Here is a 21,528-nt window from a genome sequence, read left to right on the forward strand (position 1 = left end):
TATAAATACATAGTAATGGTCTGTACTCTGTTGTTCGGGATTGTATTTTCGGGCTGTACAGACCTTGAGGTTGAATTTAACGATTCGTATTACGTAGAACAAACCGACGAGGGATTTACAAAAGTTGATGTTGAAGCGGTTCTGATATCGGCTTACAGTAGACTTAATTCAATCGTGGGAAGTTCGTTTAGCGGGGTGAGCGGATTAAACGAGCAAACTTCTGATGAATTAATGATTCCGACACGTGCAACCGACTGGGGAAACGGTGGTGTACATCGTCTGTTACATGCACACAACTGGGATGCAGCACATAACGATATTTTGAGCGTTTGGAACGATTTGAATGTTGGTGTTTATTATTGCAACCAGATTTTGGCTTCAAATCCAACAACTCTTCAGGCCGCCGAGGCAAAAACCATTCGTGCTTATTTAATGTATCACCTTATCGATTTATTTGGCCAGGTACCTTTTCGCGAAGTGGATCAGGGAGTTGATGAAGATCCTGCAGTGTGGAATCGCTCTGAAGCTTTTGATTTTGCTGTTGGCGAACTCGAAGCTGTTATGAACGACCTTCCCGATGGCGGACCCGATGTGGAAGACCCAACAAAAATGAGTAAGGCATTTGTACACGCACTACTCGCAAAGTTTTACATAAATAAAGCGGTTTACAAATCAGCTAATCCGGCCGGTCCATATACTTTCGAGGCTGCCGATATGAATAAGGTCGTTGCGCATTGCGATGCCGTTCAATCCTATGGTTACGAATTGGAAGAGAACTATTTTGATAACTTTAACAAAAACAGCCGCAAAGAAAAAATTCTGACTTTCACCAAGTGGTGGAATGGGATGTGGATTTGGCCACAATTGCACAATAGCCAGGGAGGATGGAATGGAGCAACAACTTTGGGTAGCTTTTACGATAAGTTTGAAACAAATGACAAACGTTTGTTTTACAGCCCTGATGGTGGCAGAGGTTTTGGCTTGTTGGAAGGTTTGCAAACAAAAAGCGATGGATCTACCTATTTGAACAGATCGGGAGAACCATTAGTATTTACAAAAGAAGTATTACTTACCGGTAATGCCGATTTTGAAGGAATTCGTGTTTTGAAATACGATCCGAACAGCGATGATGGTTTCGTATTGATGCGCTATGCAGATATACGCTTGTTAAAAGCAGAGGCCATTTTGCGCGGAGCTACCGCTACCAATGGCGAAACTGCCGAAAGCATTGTGAATGAATTAAGAACAATACGAGGCGCAAGCAATACTACTGTAAACCTTGAGATGTTGCTGGATGAACGTGGCCGTGAATTATATTGGGAAGGTATAAGACGTTCTGACCAGGTACGTTTTGGAACCTTTAGTACCACAACATGGGAGTTTAAAGACGTAACCGATGACAATCTGGTGTTATTTCCAATACCTAATCTGGCTGTTGAGTCAAATCCTAATTTTACACAAAATCCAGGATATTAAATTTTAAATGAATAGAATAAATAGCATAGGAAGCCTCATTAAAATGAGGCTCCTTGCTTTTGTTCTTATCTGATATCAATCAATTGGTATAAATCATATAATTCACTCGAACCAACTAATAACTTCACTTCTATCATGGCTTCAAATGTTCACAAAGAAATATGGCATTCCTTGTTGTTCTTTATTTGTTTATTTACTATTTCTGCTTGTTCAAACGATATTTATGTTTCGCCTAAGGGGAACGACGCAAACAAGGGAAGTAAAAATGCGCCGCTTCAAACTTTAGCTGCTGCACAACAAGCTGTTCGCAACTTAAAAAAAGAAGGAATCCCCAATGGTGGTATTAATGTTTATCTACATGGAGGAACCTATAATCTGGATGAAACACTTGTGTTTTCGGAAGAAGACTCCGGTGAAAAAGGCAAAGCAATAAAATGGCAGGCAGCAGAGGGTGAAACACCTGTAATTAGTGGTGGACAACAGTTGAAAGGCTGGCAAGAATGGAAAAATGGTATTTGGTGGGCACCCTTAAACCGTGAAACTAAATTAAGAGCGTTGTACGTAAACCAACGTGCTGCTAAAATGGCCAAAAAGAAAAGTAGAATTAAAGCCCAGGGGTGGTATGGGCAATTTGAAATAACCGGCCAGGAACCATGGGCGATGACAGAAGGAACGCGAGCAGATGGTCTGATGTTTAATTCAGATGAATTGCCCCTTTTGAAAAATGCAGAAGACATTGAAATACGTAATCAGACTACCTGGACTATGAATCGAATTTCGCTGAGGGAAATGGTAGGTGAGGGAAATTATACCATTGCATTATTGCAGCAACCCTTTGGAGCCATTGCACAGATGCATAGCTGGGGCTGCGCACTTCAGCCGGATTCGGAATATGAGGTTTTTAACGCATTGGAATTTTTGGATGAACCGGGTGAATTTTATTTCGATCGCGAAGCAAAAAAGTTGTACTACTATCCACTTGATGATGAAGATATGTTTAGCTCTGAGGTAATTGTGCCGGTTTTAGAGCAGTTGATAGTATTAAAAGGAACGAATCGCGATAAACGTATTCATGACCTTACTTTTGAAGGAATTACTTTTGCGCATACACATTGGGAGATGATGCGGGTAGAAAATTCGACCGGAGCAACAGGAGTACAGGCAAATGCACTGGCCACAAAATATATCGACCACGGCAACTGGCATCTTAATAAGTATACTTCTACCGATCTGTCGTCTGCTGCTGTTTCTGTTTATTCGGCAGACCGGATTACATTTGCCAATAACCGCTTTGAATTAAATGGGGCCATGTCGTTAAACCTCGAAAATCACGTATCTAATGCAAAAGTAATTGGCAACATATTTTGGTATTCGGGAAGTGTTGCAATAAATGTCGGACACCCACAGCATGTCTACATTGGCCGGCAAAATGGCGACAATTATGGTTGGGGGCCTTACCATATTGATAATTCAAAAGATAAGTATGATGAAACAGAAGAGGGGCTTTGTGAGCAGATTGAAATCTCAAACAACCTAACCCGTCATACCAGTTGGGAGCACCCGCCTTCATTCCCAATAAATGTATTTTATGCAGCCGACCTGAACATTGCTCACAACGATATTGGAACAACGCCATATGGCGGAATAGCTGTTGGCTGGGGCTGGTGGGAATGGCTCGGAAATGCTCGCTATGTGGAAGAGGCCAAAAATAAGCCATCGCAAAATATGCGCAATATTAAAGTAAATTACAATAAAATTGAAGGTGCTGTTAATACCCTCCACGATTGTGGTGCAATTTATTTTTTAGGAAGACTGGAGCCTGAAGCAAAGGATGGAGAAGAGCAAAAATATGCCGAAATTCAGGGCAATTACATTCTTAACATGCATAATGGCCATCTTATTCGCGGTATGCATCCGGATGCAGGAACGCAATACTGCCACTTTTTTAATAATGTTTTTGATATCCCGGAAGGAATGCTAACTATTTGCGCAACACCCTGGCAGGACAAAGGCCGTTGGCTTATTGAAGATAACTATACTACTGCCACTCCGACATGGAACCACTGGCCTGAAAAAGGACCAAATAAGACTGTTGAGATACGAAATAATTACCATGTGCCGGATAAAAACTGGCCCGAAGCTGCCAAAGCAATTATTGAAAATGCCGGACTTGAGGAAGCGTACAAGCATCTTTTTGAATTAATTGAAGAATAGAGCCTGTTTAAGAAAAACAGGTTTAATGGGAAATAAATTACAATACTTAGGTTGATACGTTTTTACAGAATTGACCGTTGTGCAAAAAATGTATATTATTTTTCGTAAAAGAAATATCTTGAAATAAATTTAATGCATTAAAGCCGATTTGTTTGATCGATTAAATTATAGAGCCATTTTATGTAACTTACTATAAAAGTGTGTTGTTAAAAGAACAATACTTGTTTGTTTAAGTATCCAGTAAAACTAACGCTAATAGTATGGAAAACCATGCAAAGAGATTTTATCGAAACCTGAAAAGAAACTGCTTTGTTACTGTAATCAGTGCCATTAGTTTAATTATTGGTTTCACTGCGTGTATGCTCATCTTTTCGTATACTTTAAACGAATTTAAGTACGACAAACATTTGCCGAATTATCAGCAGCTTTACCGGGTTGCGTCGAAGGTTAGAATGGGCGGTATTGATTTTAGTTCGGCAATGGCAGCCCCGCCATTGGCAAAAACATTGGTTCAGGAAATTCCCGAAATCCAAAAAGCCACCCGTTTATGGCAGTGGAATATTCTTTCGGTAAAACGGGAAACAGCTAAGGGAGAACTTATTGCGTACAACGAGAATTATGTAACCGAAGTTGATTCTAACTTTTTCGATGTTTTTAACTTCGAATTGCTGCAGGGAAATAAGCAAAACTGTTTAAAAGCACCCAATGCAATTGTTATTACCGAGGCCACCGCAAAAAAGTATTTTGGTACGGAAGCCTATGAACAAGGTATGATAATGGGAGAGGTGTTGTTCCTGAAAATTTTTGGAAAATACAGGCCCTACGAAATTATGGGAATTTGCGAGACTCCGCCTAAAAAGATGCATTTCGATTTCACTATTCTGTTTTCGAATAAAGCCGATCCCGACAGTGGCACCAACCATTGGTTAAATAATACCTATTATACTTATGCGCTTTTAAATCCGCAGGCAAATATTGCCAGGGTTGAATCGAAACTCGAAAATATTGTCACGAAATATGTTAACCAGGGGTACAACAAAAACTTTGCTCTCTCCGAAAATGCTGATTCTGATTATTGGCAATACACGCTGCAACCGATCTCTGATATTCATTTAAAATCAAATTTCGAGCGGGAACTAAAAGTAAACAGTAGTTACCGCAATATTAAAATAGCCATTGGAATTGCTTTACTGATTCTGATAATTGCGCTAATTAACTATATCAACCTGTCAACTGTTGTCAATTTTAGTCGCTCAAAAGAAATGGCCATAAAAAAAATTGCCGGGATGAAAAGCGGCTCAATTTTTTTCGGATTTATTTCCGAGTCGGTTTTGTTTGTAGTAATAGCAATGGTTATTGCATTGGTATTAAGTTTGTTAACTGTTGATTTGTTGGAGTCGATATCAACAGGAATTAGCGAATTGCAAATTTTGCAGGAGCCTTTAACCTTCTTTTTAATTGTAGTATTGATATTGCTGACAGGAATTGCCGGAGGAATGTATCCGGCGCTTAAAATGGCCGACGCCAAAAATATAACACTATTGAGCTCCAAAGTAACAGGCATTGCTTCGGGGCAGCGTTTCAGAAAGGTTTTTGTAATTCTGCAATTTGTTATTGCAATTGTTTTAATAGTTTCATCTATTGTTGTTTCTCGACAGTTAAGCTTTCTTACCCATAAAAATCCGGGTTTTGATAACGAGCATGTTTTAATTTGCGATGCCCCTGTTTTTGCCATGAGGAACCATTTCGAAAACTTTAAATCGGCACTTACAGACCAAGACGGTATTCTCGAGGTATCATCGGCAAATACGGTACCAGGCGATGGTGAATTTAACTTTCCCTTGTACCTGAAGAAGCAGCGGCAAGGTGCACACCAGGTGGTTATTCCATACGAGGCCGGTTACGATTTTATTTCAACACTGGGGCTTCAGCTGCTTGAAGGACGGGATTTTGCAAAAAATTACGACGATACAAATACAATTATTTTAAATGAAACGGCTGTAAAGGCATTGGGACTTACCAACCCGGTAGGCAAGTATATTTACAACAGCGAAGTAAGGGCAAACACCGAAAAGCTCACAAGGCTACAAATTATCGGAGTTGTTAAAGACGTTCACTTCCAGTCGTACCATAAAAGCATTAAACCCTTTGCCATTCAATTAAAGAACTTTCATAACTACCTGGTTGTGCGCGTTCAACCCAACAACCTGAAGCAAACCATTGATTTTGTGCAAAAAAGCTGGAGCAATTTTTACCCAGAATCCCCTTTTAGCTATACTTTTTTAGATAAAAAATTTGAAGCACTTTACCACAAAGAGGAAGGAATGAAATCCTTCATTCTGCTTTTTACGGGCCTTGCAATATTTATTGCAGTTATAGGATTGTTTGCTTTGTCAGTTTTTGTTGCCAACCAACGCGTGAAGGAGATAGGAATCAGGAAAGTGAATGGAGCGAAAATAACAGAGATAATAATCATGCTAAACACCGATTTTGTAAAATGGGTGGTAGTTGCTTTTGTAGTGGCCTGCCCGCTTGTTTATATTGCCATGCGCGTGTGGCTCGGTAATTTTGCCTATAAAACTGAACTGGATTGGTGGATATTTGCTTTAGCCGGAGTAATGGCTTTGGTAATTGCATTATTTACGGTTTCTTATCAATCGTTTAAGGCTGCTGTTAAAAATCCGGTGGAGAGTTTAAGGTATGAATAATCAAATACAAGATAATTAAAGTAAATCCTATCCAATTATATAGTTAATTAATAATTCGTAAAAATATGACACGTAAAATGATTAAAAAGGTTAATAAAATTATGCTCCTCTCTTTGGGGTTGACTATAATATCATTGGGAGTACTAACTGCCCAAGAGGTTTATCATGTTAATCCAAATGCTGTAAAAAACGGTAGGGGAACTTTAAAATCACCATTTAATTCTATTCAGGCGGCACAAAAAATGGTAGCCAAAAAGAATGGAAATATGTCGGAAGATATTATTGTGTATTTGCATGATGGCACCTACAAACTTACAAATCCATTGGTTTTTAAAGAAGAAGATTCGGGAAGCAATGGTTTTAATGTTATTTACAAAGCCTACAAAAATGAAACTCCGATAATAAGTGGTGGGCAACAAATTACCGGGTGGGAAAAAGTAGATGAGAACATTTACAAAGCTCATTTCGAGCGTGACCAAAAGCTAAGAGCATTGTTTGTAAATGGAAAACGGATGCGTATGGCAGGAACCGATGTTCCTGTTGCCGGGCAAGGAGATTGGGGTGAATTTAAAATTTCAGGAGAAGAAAGTTGGGCATTCGGACCGGGCACTACCATCGATGGAATTAAATTTCTGTCAGCAGATATTAATGTGTACGAAAATCCGGAAGACATTGAATTGGTGCAATTTAATGTCTGGACTGAAAAGATACTTTGTGCACGTGAGATTGAAAAATTTGGAGATACCACTGTTGTAAAATTACAACAACCTTACGGAGCTATTGCCACATCAATGGCCTGGGCCGGAAAAATAAATTACCAGAAAAACTTTGTGATTCGAAATGCCTATGAGCTTTTGGATGCTCCAGGCGAGTTTTATTTTAACCGTAAATCACAAACTATTTACTATTACACCGATGGTGAAGATATGGCAACGGCCGAAGTTATTGCCCCCGCATCTGATGGGTTAATTCAAATAAAAGGCAGCTCAACAAATTCGCGTGTTAAAAATATTTGTTTTGAAGGAATTACATTCTCTCACGATCATTGGCAACTAATGGAAGTTGCAGGTTCGTATGGTTTTGCCGGAATACAATGTCTGGGACTGGCAGTAAAATATATACCTAATGGCAATTGGCATCCGAGCGAATACAACAGCACCGATATTCCGAGAGGTACGATACAAGTGCAAAATGCTGAAAATATTTCTTTTCGTCGAAACCGTTTTCAGAAATTAGGCTCGGCAACTACCATAAACTTTGTGAACGATGTAAGAAACAGCGAAGTGGTTGGGAATTATTTTAACGATTTATTGGGCAATTCTGTAAATATTGGCCATTCGCAACATTATAAAATTGGCGATGGCCCAATTGCCGAACCACAACAGCGTTTACAAAACAACAATGAGGTTTCAGCTGCCCACCTAAAAGTTGCCAACAACGAACAAATTCAACAAAAAACGCCTGTTCCGTCTTTAGTCGCAAATCATTCCGATGCGATTTCCAGCGAAGATCAAATGCTTGAAGAGCTGTCAAATAACTACTATAAAAAAGGAGACGGAGCCGTTTTTACGGTTGCGGCAGAAGGTTTGTGCGAATTCAATACAATAAGTAATAATTATGTACGAAATGTGAGTCTCGATTTCCGACAAGTAGAAGGAATTACTTCATTTTTTGTAGCCAATACAACCATCGAACATAACGATATTGAGTGGACACCCTATGGTGCCATCACCTGCGGTTGGTGGTGGGGAAATGCAGGGATTCCTCCTTCAAAAGTTGCAAAAAACAATAGGATTCGTTTTAACCGGGCAGGAAATACACACCAGGTTCTCGACGATGGCGGTATTATTTACATGCTGGGAGAGCAGCCCGGTTCGGTAATTGAAGGCAATTACGTGTTTAACGGACCACGCTGTATTTATCCTGATGACGGTTCGGCTTACCTTACCATCAAAAAAAATGTGGTGGATAATCCAAGCTACAAATGGATGTGGTTGCATTTTTGGACTAAAAGATGCCACGATAATGTGGTAAGCGAAAATTATGTGAAAAATAACCTGCTGATGGATAACGGCACGAACAATAAAATTGAAAAGACTTTTTCGTTTCGGGAAGACGAGTTCTCAGAAGAAGCGCAAAAGATTATTGAAAATGCCGGAATTCAGAAGGAATATGAAGACATAATCCCGAAAGAAGAACCGGAAAGAATATTTATTCATCCGAAAGATTTTGTTGAAGGCGATATTTTCCACTAAAAAGATGAGTTGGAAATTTTTATATTCTGGTAAAAGTCAATAGTTGTTAGTAATGAGTTGTATATGTGCCGTGGTTAAACATCCTTGGCAGGTAATGTTTTGTTTAAATATTTGTTTTTAAAGCGGTATACAAACGCAATGCATCTTGTTTTATCGCACACTAGCTGTTTTTATCAAAAATTATAGAATCGACCGTAGTAAAATTGTAGTACTTATTTTGTATAAAAACAAACATCTTTATACCTAATCGTATTTTCAATAACCATTAAAATTTTTACTGCAAACAAAACCTGTTTTGAAGTAAAAAATAAGTGAACAATAAACCGGAATTTATGGATAACATTAATAGCTTTTTAAGTACAATAGATTTTATTGTAGTTGCAATTTACCTGTTTGTTCTTATTGCAATAGGGTATTGGGTAAGTTTTGTTAAAAAGAAAGATGAGGATGCTAATCTTTTTCTGGCAGCCCGATCCCTTAATTGGTCAAAAATAGGCTTAACAATGTGGGGAACCAATGTGGGACCATCTATGCTCATAGCATCGGCCAGTATCGGCTATACATCGGGTGTTGTGGCAGGTAACTTCAGTTGGTATGCATTTGTTTTTATATTGCTTTTGGCAACCGTGTTTGCACCACGTTATTTAGGGGCAAAAGTACAAACCCTGCCCGAGTTTATGGGGAAACGTTTTGGACAATCAACAAGAAGTATTCTTGCGTGGTACACTTTAATCGCAACGCTAATTTCATGGTTGGCTTTAACTCTTTTTGCAGGCGGGATATTGGTCGGTCAGATATTAAACATCTCCTTATTTTATTCGGTAATTATTTTAATGCTGATATCCGGTTTTTTTACAGTAGCCGGAGGATTAAAAGCAATCGCTTATACCAATGTCTTTCAAATGATTTTATTAATTGTTGTTTCAATGATTCTAACAGTAATTGGAATTGTAAAGGCTGGTGGTCCGGCGGCAATTGTTGAGGCAACACCGGCAAACTACTGGAATTTGTTTCAACCTCTTGATGATCCAAATTATCCGTGGATAGCTATTGTGTTGGGGTATCCTATAATGGGGGTTTGGTTTTGGTGTACCGACCAATCCATGGTACAATCGGTTTTGGGGGCTAAAAATCTGAAACAAGGTCAGATGGGAGCCAACTTTACAGGATGGTTAAAAATTCTGGATGTTTTTCTGTTTATAATTCCTGGCGTTATTTGTTTTGTGTTGTTTCCCAACCTTAGTAACCCCGATGAAGCATATATGACCATGGTTACCCGATTATTGCCTGTGGGTTTAATTGGACTTGTAATGTCGGTTTTAATAGCGGCTTTGGTTAGTACAATTGGCTCGGCACTTAATTCACTTAGTACAGTTTTTACCATGGATATTTATGTAAAAAACTACAAACCGGAAGCAACTCCGAAGCAGGTAATTAAAACAGGTAGAATTGTTACCGTAATTGGTGCATTTTTAGCTGTAGTTTGTGCCGTTGCCATAGATAGTATTAAAGGCTTAAATTTATTTGACGTTTTCCAGGCAGTTCTGGGATTTCTGGCGCCTCCAATGTCAGTAGTCTTTTTGTTTGGTGTATTGTGGAAAAAAACGACTAAAAAAGCAGCCAATTTTACGCTTTCGGTTGGCACCTTAATCAGCTTAGGAACGGGCGTAATGTATTTGTGGGTATTTCCCAACGAAAAATATGATTTCTGGCCGCATTTCCTGCTGCTTTCATTTTTTATTTTTATCCTACTTGCGGTTTTAGCCTTCTTAATTTCTAAGTTCGATAAAACTGACGATACGCAAGTTGAATTTAATTATGGGAAACTTCCAAAACCAGATAGGCAGGTATCGATACTTTGGGGGGCTTTGGTTGCTGTAATGATAGGTTTATACCTGATTTTTAACCTGGTTTTATAGTTTCTGATTAGTGTTGCCATAAAAATTTGTAGCTAATATGAACACGTTAAGAAAAGGAGAGCCACCTTAACGAAATATGCGAAATAGTTGCACGTACTATGTATTACAGTTTTTTCAATAAATTATTTATATCTTTCAACATGTTTTTATAAACCCAATTATAACTAAGAAATGAAAAAATCTGTAAGACTCTCTGCTGTAATCTTTTTTGTGTTTTTGTCGGCTACGGTTTTGGCGCAGTACCCTTCGGTAACTTTTTTTGGAGGGGCCAACATGGCCACCACCGATGTTAAATTTGGATCAGTTAATACTGATATTGAAGATACCTTTAAACCCCTTTACGGAATGAATATTGGTGCGCTGTATGAGTATGTGTTAAACAAGGATAAGTCGCAGGAAATAGCTGTAGAGGGTGGTTTGATTTTTGAAAATAAAGGCTTTCATCAAAAACTGGAAGAACCAAGCTACAGCCACAAGAACAAAACAACACTTTATTTCATTGATGTTCCTGCCTATTTAAAATACATTTATCGGTTTCGGTCGTTAAATAAAATTTATGTTGGTGCCGGAGGTTTTGTGGGAGCCGGTTTATTCGGCAACGAATCAATAACTTTTCAATACGAGGGGGCAGACCCTACAAGTAATTCGGAAAGTGTAAACTGGGGATCAGAAGGAGACTACCAGCGTTTGGATTACGGCGTTTCCGGAAAAATAGGCTTCTTAAGCCATCGTGGTTTAAACATTTGTGTATCGTACGACCATGGTTTTGCTGATATTGCAACCTTAGAAACCGAAGAGGCAAAAACCCGCGTATTCCGTTTATCCCTCGGATATACCCTGAGGTTGGATGACTAAAATCTGCGTTTATTGAAGCCTGACGCTGAAAATATTCCCGTTTACAGCTTGCATAATTTCAGTTCGGAAGAACGTGCAAGCCAGCAGTTTCAAGTAGAAGTATTTGATGCAAATCGCCATTTTGCGGTTAAATATCCGCATCGGCACGATTTTTTTGAAGTGCTGTACTTGCAAAAGGGCAGTGGCTCGCATGTTATTGATGGGAACAAATATGATATTAAGCCCCCATGTGTGTTTTTTATGTCGCCGGGGCAAGCCCATAAAATCGACTTATCGCACGATATTGATGGCTATATATTTATTTTTACTTCCGAATTTTATCTCATAAACCAACGCAACCCTAATCGTTTAATTGAATTTCCCTTCTTTTTTACCATTCGGCAAAACAATCCTCCCTTGCTTCTTGAAAATGAAAACGATGTGCTTTTTCTTGAGCGTTTATTTCAAAAAGGAATTGAAGAAATAAAGAAAGAAAAAGGAGGCGCAATTGATGTCTTGAGGGCAGTACTTGATCTGATTCTGACCACCTGTGCGGCACAATATCCTTATGACGAAAACCGATGGAAAGGAAAAGGGCATATTATAGTTAAAAAATTCTTTCAGTTGTTGGAAGAACATTTTCACGAGAACCTTACGGTAGCCGAATATGCCGATTTAATGGCATTAACGGCAAACCATTTAACACAAACAGTAAGTCAGCTTACAGGTAAAACGTCGTCGCAAATTATAAAGGCAAAACAAGTTATCGAAATAAAACGCCTGTTGGTTCACACCAACCTCTCGGTAACAGAGATTGCTACTAAACTGAATTTCCCCGACCAAAGTTACTTTGCCAAATTTTTTAAACGCGAAGTGGGTATGTCGCCACTGCAGTTTCGAACTCGCTCGATGTAGCGCCAAGAGTAAATATTCCATTCAATAGGAGTTGTTAAAATATTGAAAATTAATGGGGTAAAATAATGTCTGTGGTGGTTTGTAAATCCTAATCCATGAAAATTACCTAAAAATCATGTAATTTTACATTTTCTTGTAACGAATATTTTATTGCTTTGTACAGGTAAAATTTGTTGGCTATATACGAGACGGCAGAATTTATTATTTTTTCCGGGTAAGTTACCGGAGACTCAAAAAAGAATAGATTATTAAAAAATAAAACAGATGGGAAATTATTTCAATTCAATTCCTTTACGGATACAGTTAGAAGAGTTAGGAAAATGTGACTTTATGGATCAGTCGGAATTTTCTGACGGAGTGGAAAAACTTAAAGGAAAGCAGATAGTAGTGCTTGGTTGTGGTGCTCAGGGCTTAAACCAGGGCTTAAACCTTCGCGATAGCGGGCTGAACGTAGCTTATGCATTGCGCCAGGTGGCAATTGATGAAAAACGTGCATCGTTTTTAAATGCTACTGAAAATGGTTTTGAAGTAGGTACTTTCGAAGAATTGGTTCCCAAAGCTGATTTGGTGCTTAACTTAACGCCAGATAAACAACACACTCCGGTAGTGAATAAGGTGGTGCCGTTAATGAAAAAAGGTGCTTGTTTGGCCTACTCTCACGGTTTTAATATTGTAGAAGAGGGAATGCAAATTCGCGATGATATTACCGTAATTATGGTGGCACCAAAGTCACCCGGTTCAGAAGTTAGAGCGGAATATGTGCGTGGATTTGGAGTTCCTACACTGATAGCGGTACACCGCGAAAACGACCCAAATGGCGATGGATTGGAGATTGCAAAAGCCTATGCCGTTGGTACCGGAGGACACAAGGCCGGCGTGTTGAAATCGTCGTTTGTGGCTGAAGTAAAATCTGACCTTATGGGGGAGCAAACAATTTTATGTGGATTGTTGCAAACCGGTTCTATACTGTGTTTCGATAAAATGATTGAAAAAGGAATTGATGCAGGTTATGCGTCAAAACTAATTCAGTATGGTTGGGAAACCATTACCGAAGCACTAAAACTCGGAGGTATTACCAACATGATGGATCGTTTGTCGAATCCGGCAAAAATTGAAGCCTACAAATTATCAGCGGAATTAAAGGAAATAATGCGCCCCTTATTCGAAAAACACATGGATGACATTATGAGTGGAACTTTCTCTACAACCATGATGGAAGACTGGGCTAACGATGATAAAAACTTGCTGGGATGGCGTGCTGCCACCGGCGAAACAGCTTTCGAGAAAACACCTGCAGGAGATGTTGAAATTACCGAGCAAGAGTATTTCGACAATGGTACCTTAATGGTAGCTTTTGTAAAATCAGGGGTAGAGCTGGCTTTTGAAGTAATGACCGAATCTGGTATTAAAGAGGAATCAGCTTACTACGAATCGTTACACGAAACTCCGCTGATTGCCAATACAATTGCCCGTAAAAAACTTTTCGAAATGAATCGTACAATTTCGGATACTGCAGAGTATGGTTGTTATCTTTTTGACCATGCCTGTAAACCTTTATTGACTGATTTTATGAAGAAAATTGAAACGAACGTTATCGGAACTAATTTCAATGAAGGAATGGATGCTCATGTGGATAACAAAGAATTGATTGAAATTAACGACGAAATTCGTTACCATGATGTGGAAATAATTGGTGCCGAATTGCGCGATGCAATGGAAGCCATGAAATCAATTATTTAATTGATCTGAAAAAAAACAGACGATTATATATTTTTATTACCGGCTCTGCCTTTACAGGTAGGGCCGGTTTTCTTTTATACCTACCCTCTGCCAAATAAAGTAAGACGCATCGTAAAATAAGCAGTTCTTAATGTATTGAATTATCTATATGTTTATATTTGCAGAAATAAGTTTGTTGAAATCAAGCAACAGACCTTGAAAAAAGAAAAGGATGACATACATTCAACAATACCTCGGAGAACTTTGGTACCTGATAATGGAAATGGCGCCATGGTTGGTGTTGGGATTAATTTTTGCCGGTGCGCTAAAAGTATATTTCCCGCAGAAACATATCGACAGATACATGGGGAAGGCCAATTTTAAATCGGCATTAAACGGGTCTTTGCTTGGTATTCCTATGCCTTTATGTTCGTGTGGCGTAATACCAACGGGCATCTCTTTTTATAAAAATGGTGCCTCAAAAGGAGCTAGTAACTCCTTTCTGATTTCCACACCCCAAACCGGTGTCGATTCCATTTTGGCAACCTATTCAATGCTGGGGTGGCCCTTTGCTGTTTTGCGTCCGCTGGTGGCTTTTGTTACCGGAGTTGCCGGTGGCGTGTTAACCAATATTTTTGTAAAAGACAAACCAAAGCCTAAAGCAAACCCTTCAGCTTTTGCGAACTTCTCGCTTGATGTGGCAACGGTAAAAGGCGAACCAAGTTGTGCAGATGATGACTGTGGATGCCACGATGAGGAAGAGAATGATCAGCGGCACTCGCTGGTTCGTGTCGTTGATTATGCTTTTATTGAATTATTGCAGGATATAGCCCGCTGGCTTATTATTGGCTTTTTACTAGCTGCCCTTATTTCGGTGGTTTTACCCAACGATTTTTTTAGCCGTTTTCAAGGCCTCGGAATTATTGAAATACTTGTTGTATTGGTAGCATCTGTTCCGATTTATATTTGTGCAACAGGTTCAATTCCCATCGCAGCCGTGCTCTTAATGAAAGGCGTTTCGCCCGGTGCAGCCCTTGTGTTTTTAATGGCCGGGCCCGCTACCAATTTGGCAACAATTACCGTGTTAGGCAAAACTATGGGCCAAAAATCACTTTTGATTTACCTGGCTACAATTATAGGCGGTGCTGTATTTTTTGGTTGGTTAACCAACCTTTTAATTCCTGCTGATTTTATATTATCAAAAATTACCATGTTGCATGATGGAGCGCATAACCACGAGGTGTTGCCGAAATGGTTGCAATGGTTTTCATCAATTTTACTGATTGGTACAATGGTTTTGGGGTATTTCTTAAAAGACTTTTTTAAAAGAAAGCGGGTTGCCGAAATTACAGGCGAAACCTTTACTGTTGAAGGAATGACTTGTTCGCATTGTGAAGCAAACGTGGTGAGTAATCTGAAGAAAATAAAGGGTGTTAAAAGTGTAGTTGCTGATAGCAAAAGAAATACCGTTAAAGTTAGCGGCTCGCGTTACAAAAAAGAAAAGATAAAAGAATCGGTAAATAATTTAGGCTATCGTTTTATTGGATGAGGGTGAGTTCTTTTTTACCTTTAACTAAAAAAGATGATTCGATTCATAGTGCCGGTTGTTTTCGTTGTTCTTCTTGCTTTTTCGAGTTGTAGTCACCGCTCAGGGCAGAACGAAAAAACACCCGAAAAACAGATTTCTGAACAAAAGGTACCTGAAGGCTGGCAGACATTATTTGATGGTCAATCGTTAGGGAAATGGCAAATTACCTCGTTTGGTACTGAGGGGCCGGTTATGGTAACAGACGGTAAATTGATAATTAATTATGGCGATGGTTGTAGCGGAATAACCTGGACAGATACTTTCCCAAAGATAAATTATGAGATACAGCTGGAAGCGCGCAAAACGGTGGGTAATGATTTTTTTTGCGGATTAACCTTCCCGGTTAATAATGATTTCTGTTCGCTGATAATTGGCGGGTGGGGAGGCCCTGTTGTTGGTTTAAGTTGTATTGATGGTGTAGATGCATCGGAAAACCAAACGAAAGTTTTAAAACATTTTGAGAAAGATGTGTGGTATGCTGTGCGCCTAAAGGTAAGCGATACAAAAATAATGGCCTGGATTGACGATGAGCAAATGGTAGACCTGGCCTATCCTGAAGTTGAACTTACGATTCGGCCGGAAGTGAGTCTATCAAAACCCTTTGGCATTTGCACCTGGCAAACCACCGCCGAATTACGAAATATGTTTATCCGTAGGTTTTAAATTACCACTAACACCAGCAGTACACCTATTTACGTTTTTTCTTTTTGGCAGCTTTACGTTCTTTTTCGTTATCGCGCATTAATTTTTGCCAGTTATAATCGGTGTCTTTGGTAAAATCGAGGGTTTCAAGGTAGTCTTGTTTTTCAATTTCCAAACGCGAAATTTCTTTCCCTAAAAAGCCCTCAATCTCTTTCAGAATTTCACGTTCTTCGTTGCTGCAAAACGATACAGCTTTGCCTCTCTGATTTCCACGGCCTGTTCTTCCCACCCGGTGAACGTAATTCTCAGCCACTTCGGGCAAGTCATAATTTACCACAAAATCAACATCCGGAATATCGATTCCTCGTGCGCTAACATCGGTGGCAATTAATAGCTTAAGTTCTCCGGTTTTAAAACGGTTCATGGTGCTGTCGCGCTCTGCCTGATCTTTATCACTGTGTATAGTTTCGCTTTTAATGGCAACGCGTTCCATTGCTTTTTTTACACGTTCGGCTCGTACTTTTGTTCGCACAAAGGCAAGAATTTTGGCCTCCTTGTTTTCGTCAACCAACCGTTCAAGAAATGCACGTTTATCGTCCATTTCAATAAAGGCCACCTGGTGCTCGATGGTTTTTGCCACCGGATTTTTTGGCGAAATCTGAATGCGTATCGGTTTGTTAACGAGCGAGTAAGCCAGTTTTTTTATTTTTTTATTGATTGTGGCCGAAAAGAATAAAGTTTGTCTTTTTTTCGGCAACAGACGAACCAGGTCGTTAATGTCGTTTATAAAACCCAGGTCGAGCATATGGTCGGCTTCATCAAGGATTAGCGTTTTTACCTGGTCGAGCCGTATAACCTGTTGACTCACCAAATCGAATAAACGCCCCGGAGTAGCCACGAGGATATCGGTGCCACTTTTTAATCTGCTGATTTGAGGATCCTGGCTTACTCCACCAATAATAACAGTTGTTTTAACACCGGTATTTCTTGCAATTGAAGTAAAAACCCCGCTAATTTGTTGCGCAAGTTCGTGCGTAGGTGCCATTACCAGACAACTAATTCCCTGCGATTTTCGTTGATGCTTTAATTGTTGGATATTGTGCACAACAGGAATGGCAAATGCTGCTGTTTTCCCGGTCCCGGTTTGGGCAATTGCCAGTACATCTTCTCCTTTTAATACTGGGGGAATAGCCTTAAACTGGATATCGGTTGGCCTGCGGAATCCGCTCTTTTCCAGGTTGTTTTTTATGGTGTTGGATATGGAATAATCCTCAAATCTCATTTTGCTTATTTTGCCGCAAAGATAGGCGAATTTATTTAGGGTAAGAATCAAAAGGTTAAGCTTCGCCTTATTGACTGCTGAAATTAAAAGTATTGTTATTTTAAAGCGTTGCCCAAATACGCGCCAGCGAGAAACCCGGAGCTTTTATATTTAAATCCAAAAAATAACCAAAAGGAGTTTGTGCCGTTTCAAATTCGGCATTTTTAAGGCGTTTCTCGGCTAGGTCAAACAATTCTTTAGTAAACTCAACTGAAGCTTTCGATTCGGATAAATGAGCAAAAGAGTGCAAAATAATACGCTTGCAATTGTTTTTTCGAGCTGTCCATTTTAAATGATTTACCAACTTTTTTTCACGGCTTTTAACGTCTTTTTCTTCATCGATTGCTTCAACTTGAATAAAAGCTAAAATCGAATCTGAATACGCAGCTCCTTTTGTAATATCTTCAACGGCATCGAGATTTTTCTGTGCGGGTTGATACGAAAACTCATCAACATACATTACCAATACCTTCATTTTACAAATTTTTGGCAAAGATACTATTAAAACATTCATGATTTCCGGGAATCATCAACAGGAATGAGAGTGCAACTTTATTCGACTAACTCTCCCTTTCTATTCATGAAGATGAAAGTTTGTGTAGTAGCAACAAGCAGGGTGAGTTTTTTTAATTTGAATTAGATTTTGCTATTCATTTTTATAGAACTCTCAGAAATAAAAGCTGGCGAAATATCATTTCCCGGCAGCATTGGCCAGTAACTCTTCCGATAATTTTGTAGTCCAGGCACAAAGTGCGGCAATTTGTTCGTCGCTCAATTTTGCTTTGGGGTGCAAGGTACTGTACGATTTTAGTGGCATGGTTTTTCGCTCGGTTTCCTGGCACACTTCTTCAAGCATCGTAATTTTCTCAAAAATATCCATCGTTTCCCATTCCGAAAAGTTAAGTTCTGACTTTCCATGCTGAATGTGTTTGTCAATAATCCACGATACGGGTGCAATTTTGTTGTACCAGAGGTAGTTGGTTTGGTTAGAATGGCAATCTAAACAGGCAGCTGTTAAAATCTGCCTGATGTTTTCCGGTACTTCCTCTTGTTTAAAAATATGCTTGCTGCTTACCTGTTCATTATTCTTTTCGGTTTGAAAGAATTGCATCACAATAAAAGTAAGCAGCAAGAGTACTAAGAAAAATCGTAAAAATCGGCGCATATTAAATTCCTTTAACCAAAGTCTCCGCCTCTTTTTTCGACCACTCAATCAATACTTTTTTATCCGCATCGCTCAAAGCTTTTTCCGGAAATCGTTCTAAAAATTTCTTCGGAGGCATATCATTTTCTTCCACCACTTCCGAAATTTCTTTATAGGCACTTATTTGCTTAATTTTAGAGAGGCTTTCCAGCTTTTTAAAATCAAGTGCGTCTTTACCATCCTCATTTTTCGAGTCGGTGTTGTGACAGCCAAAACACGATTTGTCGATTACTGCCTTAACATTCTCTGGCATAACGCTTTTTTTCTCAGGCTTATCCGAGCCAATGGCAATAAAACTTACAATAACAAATACAGAAACAAAAAGGAAGAATGATTTTTTCATAATAATTTTTTTTGCTTTATTGGTTTATGTACAATATAAAACACTTTACTGGAGTTTTTGTTGAAATGTTACATGTTTAACCTGAAATGAGTAAAAAATACGTAATTTACGGCCAAATATTTTTTATCCTTCAAGAAAACCATTTGAAGATGCGTTTATACATTCCTGTACTCATTCTATTCCTTTTGGTGGTAAACTCTGTACACGGCCAACTTTCTGAAGGTGGCTTCCCCTTGCAGGTGCTTACACTAAAAAGCGGAGAACCTCCATACAAAAAAATGCCTGTACTGAAGCAACAAGTTATTGATGCCGCTTTGGCAAAAAATCAGTCGGCTCACATGCAATTAAAAGCCTTAACTTTTGCCCATGCTTTTGAGGTGGATTTTACCCCTGAAAATTCCGGTACCTGGTACACCACTAATTCTGGTGTAAATGTTTGGAAACTCGATATCGTTTCAGAACGAGCTTACTCTCTGAATCTTATTTTCGAGGATTTTAAACTTCATAATAAGGGACGCTTGTTTATTTATAACGAAGAAACAAACCATTATTTGGGAGCTTATACTTCGAGGAATAATAAAGCAAGCGAAAAGTTTGCGGTGTCGCCGGTTGCCGGTGAAAGAATTACGGTGCAGTACGAGGTGCCTGAAGAATTGGGAACACCCACAGACTTTACAATAAGCAGGGTAAACCATGATTTTATGGGGATTTTGAAGTTTGACAGAAGACCCATTCAGGGGCAAATTGCCGGCGATTGCAATATTGATGTTAACTGCGAAATTGGAGAACGGTGGAGCCAACTAAAAGATGCAGTTTGCCGGCTAATTGTTGATGGACGAGAAGTGTGTTCAGGTACACTCATTAATAATACTGCCGAGGATGAAACACCTTATGTATTGTCGGCATCACATTGTTACGACGAATGGGATTTGGCAGAAACCACAGTTTATACATTTAATTACGAGAGTCCGTATTGCGCCCCTTTGGATGGTGATCCTATTCATTCCTTATCAGGAGCAGTAATGAAAGCTCATTTTGATAGCCTGGACTTTGCATTGGTTGAACTCGATGATATTCCTCCGCCCGATTTCAGACCATACTACGCAGGCTGGGACCGCTCGACAGGTTTACCCGATTCTTCCCTTAGTATTCATCACCCCATGGGAGATGTGAAGAAAATATCGTTCGACTATGACATGCCCGAGTATGCTACTTTTAAATCATCAACCATTAAAAATCCAACCAATGGATCTTTTAAAGTGTTGCGGTGGGATGAAGGTGTAACAGAGGTAGGCTCATCAGGCGGTGCATTATTTAATTTTAACGATCAATTAATTGGTACGCTTTCGGGGGGTGCAGCAATGTGTGGTAACCCGGTAAACGATTATTATGCTCGTTTTGCCATGCAGTGGGACTATCGAACCGATTCAACAAAACAATTAAAATATTGGCTTGACCCTAATGATACAGGTGCAGCAAGTGTTGATGGGAAACAGTTTAATACCAAAGAAGATTTATGTAATGCCTTTACACACTTAAACGATGCGGATGAGCACGGAAATATTGCCATTACCGTTTCAGGAGAAACAAAAGGTTACTGGGGCGGAACAAATTCGGTTGGTATTGATGAGTTTGTTGAGCGCTTTGCCATTGATGGAAATGAAATTTTGGATGGAGTTGCTTTTGGTGTGGGGCGCCTGGAAAGTAACAATCCAGACAATAAAATTACGGTTAAGGTATACAATGGCAATCGTATTCCTGAACAATTGATTTACAGTAAAGATGTGTTTGTAAATAACTGGGCTGAGGATGCCATGAATTTTGTTGGCTTCGATGAGTTGGTAGAACCGGCAGATACCTTTTTTGTTGGATTTGAGTTGAGTGGTATAAATGCAAACGATACTTTTGCCATTTATCAGTCGCTAAGGCAAAATGAACAAGCTACGAACCATTTTTACCTGAAGCAAAATGGAAGCTGGCAAAGCTTTGCTGCCATGAATACCGAAAACTTTGCAATGGTAAACGTTATTGAATTGGTGGCCTGCAATTATAGTTTAACAACAGATCCTCCAATTGTGGAGCAACCCGAAAATGTATGGCTTTATCCAAATCCAACGGCAGGTGCGTTAACTTTGGAATCGGATAATGAGATTGACCCGAATAATATTTCGGTGTATAATTTAATAGGACAGGCCATTGAAACAGAAGTGGAGCAGACCGATATGTATCGCGTAAAAATTAATTTATCGGGAAAAACACCGGGCGTTTATTTTGTGCGATTTTCGTATGGCGACTCTTATGTTACCCGAAAAATTTCGTACGTGCCCTGGTAAAATTTATCGGTCAATTTTACTCGGATTACTCATCAAAACTTTGTGTAAGTAACCCGG

15 protein-coding genes are annotated in these 21,528 nt (G+C 39.3%); 11 read left to right on the forward strand and 4 right to left on the reverse strand.

Annotated features, from left to right (window positions below; all coding sequences use genetic code 11):
• Nucleotides 1-15 precede the first annotated feature (15 nt).
• The 10 genes from QZ574_RS02210 (at nt 16) to QZ574_RS02255 (ending at nt 16,291) form a co-directional block, all read left to right on the forward strand.
• On the forward strand, nt 16-1,476 hold the full coding sequence (locus QZ574_RS02210) for a RagB/SusD family nutrient uptake outer membrane protein (RefSeq protein ID WP_297086323.1): 1,461 nt from the start codon (nt 16-18) through the stop codon (nt 1,474-1,476).
• Nucleotides 1,477-1,611: 135 nt separating this feature from the next.
• Nucleotides 1,612-3,690, forward strand: a complete 2,079-nt coding sequence (locus QZ574_RS02215) for a hypothetical protein (protein WP_297086326.1) — start codon at nt 1,612-1,614, stop codon at nt 3,688-3,690.
• Between the two features lie 260 nt (nt 3,691-3,950).
• Nucleotides 3,951-6,398 (forward strand): ABC transporter permease, encoded by a 2,448-nt coding sequence (locus QZ574_RS02220; RefSeq protein WP_297086328.1) that lies wholly within the window; start codon nt 3,951-3,953, stop codon nt 6,396-6,398.
• 65 nt (nt 6,399-6,463) lie between these two features.
• Nucleotides 6,464-8,653: a right-handed parallel beta-helix repeat-containing protein gene (locus QZ574_RS02225; RefSeq protein ID WP_297086329.1), complete on the forward strand. Its 2,190-nt coding sequence runs from the start codon at nt 6,464-6,466 to the stop codon at nt 8,651-8,653.
• A gap of 332 nt (nt 8,654-8,985) precedes the next feature.
• Nucleotides 8,986-10,572, forward strand: a complete 1,587-nt coding sequence (locus tag QZ574_RS02230; protein WP_297086331.1) for a sodium:solute symporter — start codon at nt 8,986-8,988, stop codon at nt 10,570-10,572.
• A gap of 171 nt (nt 10,573-10,743) precedes the next feature.
• On the forward strand, nt 10,744-11,427 hold the full coding sequence (locus tag QZ574_RS02235; protein ID WP_297086333.1) for an outer membrane beta-barrel protein: 684 nt from the start codon (nt 10,744-10,746) through the stop codon (nt 11,425-11,427).
• Nucleotides 11,428-11,439: 12 nt separating this feature from the next.
• Nucleotides 11,440-12,321, forward strand: a complete 882-nt coding sequence (locus QZ574_RS02240) for an AraC family transcriptional regulator (protein ID WP_297086335.1) — start codon at nt 11,440-11,442, stop codon at nt 12,319-12,321.
• A gap of 264 nt (nt 12,322-12,585) precedes the next feature.
• Nucleotides 12,586-14,061, forward strand: coding sequence for a ketol-acid reductoisomerase (gene ilvC, locus QZ574_RS02245; protein ID WP_297086336.1), 1,476 nt, complete (start codon nt 12,586-12,588; stop codon nt 14,059-14,061).
• Nucleotides 14,062-14,272: 211 nt separating this feature from the next.
• A complete protein-coding gene (locus QZ574_RS02250) occupies nt 14,273-15,589 on the forward strand; it encodes an SO_0444 family Cu/Zn efflux transporter (protein ID WP_297086337.1) in 1,317 nt (438 codons plus the stop codon).
• Nucleotides 15,590-15,622: 33 nt separating this feature from the next.
• Nucleotides 15,623-16,291 (forward strand): DUF1080 domain-containing protein, encoded by a 669-nt coding sequence (locus QZ574_RS02255; protein WP_297086341.1) that lies wholly within the window; start codon nt 15,623-15,625, stop codon nt 16,289-16,291.
• A 25-nt stretch (nt 16,292-16,316) separates the two neighbouring features.
• Here the strand turns inward: QZ574_RS02255 and QZ574_RS02260 are convergent, their stop codons facing one another.
• The 4 genes from QZ574_RS02260 to QZ574_RS02275 form a co-directional block, all read right to left on the reverse strand.
• Entirely contained in the window at nt 16,317-17,552 is a 1,236-nt protein-coding gene (locus QZ574_RS02260) for a DEAD/DEAH box helicase (protein WP_297086342.1), read from the reverse strand.
• Between the two features lie 100 nt (nt 17,553-17,652).
• Nucleotides 17,653-18,066 carry a threonyl-tRNA synthetase editing domain-containing protein gene (locus tag QZ574_RS02265; protein WP_297086344.1) on the reverse strand — a complete coding sequence of 138 codons (414 nt, stop codon included), beginning with the start codon at nt 18,064-18,066 and terminating at the stop codon, nt 17,653-17,655.
• A 216-nt stretch (nt 18,067-18,282) separates the two neighbouring features.
• Entirely contained in the window at nt 18,283-18,756 is a 474-nt protein-coding gene (locus QZ574_RS02270; protein WP_297086346.1) for a heme-binding domain-containing protein, read from the reverse strand.
• A 1-nt stretch (nt 18,757) separates the two neighbouring features.
• Nucleotides 18,758-19,138, reverse strand: a complete 381-nt coding sequence (locus QZ574_RS02275) for a heme-binding domain-containing protein (RefSeq protein ID WP_297086348.1) — start codon at nt 19,136-19,138, stop codon at nt 18,758-18,760.
• Nucleotides 19,139-19,287: 149 nt separating this feature from the next.
• On the opposite strand from QZ574_RS02275, the gene QZ574_RS02280 reads away from it, so the two are divergent.
• Nucleotides 19,288-21,471 carry a T9SS type A sorting domain-containing protein gene (locus QZ574_RS02280; protein ID WP_297086350.1) on the forward strand — a complete coding sequence of 728 codons (2,184 nt, stop codon included), beginning with the start codon at nt 19,288-19,290 and terminating at the stop codon, nt 21,469-21,471.
• The last annotated feature ends 57 nt before the right edge of the window (nt 21,472-21,528 follow it).

Origin of the sequence: uncultured Draconibacterium sp., from assembly GCF_913063105.1 — a bacterium.
Classification (GTDB): Bacteria; Bacteroidota; Bacteroidia; order Bacteroidales; family Prolixibacteraceae; genus Draconibacterium.

Bases quoted from the DNA above. Each gene is read 5' to 3' on its own strand.
- QZ574_RS02210 (WP_297086323.1), top strand. From the start codon at position 16: ATGGTCTGTACTCTGTTGTTCGGGATTGTATTTTCGGGCTGTACAGAC.
- QZ574_RS02215 (WP_297086326.1), top strand. From the start codon at position 1,612: ATGGCTTCAAATGTTCACAAAGAAATATGGCATTCCTTGTTGTTCTTT.
- QZ574_RS02220 (WP_297086328.1), top strand. From the start codon at position 3,951: ATGGAAAACCATGCAAAGAGATTTTATCGAAACCTGAAAAGAAACTGC.
- QZ574_RS02225 (WP_297086329.1), top strand. From the start codon at position 6,464: ATGACACGTAAAATGATTAAAAAGGTTAATAAAATTATGCTCCTCTCT.
- QZ574_RS02230 (WP_297086331.1), top strand. From the start codon at position 8,986: ATGGATAACATTAATAGCTTTTTAAGTACAATAGATTTTATTGTAGTT.
- QZ574_RS02235 (WP_297086333.1), top strand. From the start codon at position 10,744: ATGAAAAAATCTGTAAGACTCTCTGCTGTAATCTTTTTTGTGTTTTTG.
- ilvC (WP_297086336.1), top strand. From the start codon at position 12,586: ATGGGAAATTATTTCAATTCAATTCCTTTACGGATACAGTTAGAAGAG.
- QZ574_RS02250 (WP_297086337.1), top strand. From the start codon at position 14,273: ATGACATACATTCAACAATACCTCGGAGAACTTTGGTACCTGATAATG.
- QZ574_RS02255 (WP_297086341.1), top strand. From the start codon at position 15,623: ATGATTCGATTCATAGTGCCGGTTGTTTTCGTTGTTCTTCTTGCTTTT.
- QZ574_RS02260 (WP_297086342.1), bottom strand. From the start codon at position 17,552: ATGAGATTTGAGGATTATTCCATATCCAACACCATAAAAAACAACCTG.
- QZ574_RS02265 (WP_297086344.1), bottom strand. From the start codon at position 18,066: ATGAAGGTATTGGTAATGTATGTTGATGAGTTTTCGTATCAACCCGCA.
- QZ574_RS02270 (WP_297086346.1), bottom strand. From the start codon at position 18,756: ATGCGCCGATTTTTACGATTTTTCTTAGTACTCTTGCTGCTTACTTTT.
- QZ574_RS02275 (WP_297086348.1), bottom strand. From the start codon at position 19,138: ATGAAAAAATCATTCTTCCTTTTTGTTTCTGTATTTGTTATTGTAAGT.
- QZ574_RS02280 (WP_297086350.1), top strand. From the start codon at position 19,288: ATGCGTTTATACATTCCTGTACTCATTCTATTCCTTTTGGTGGTAAAC.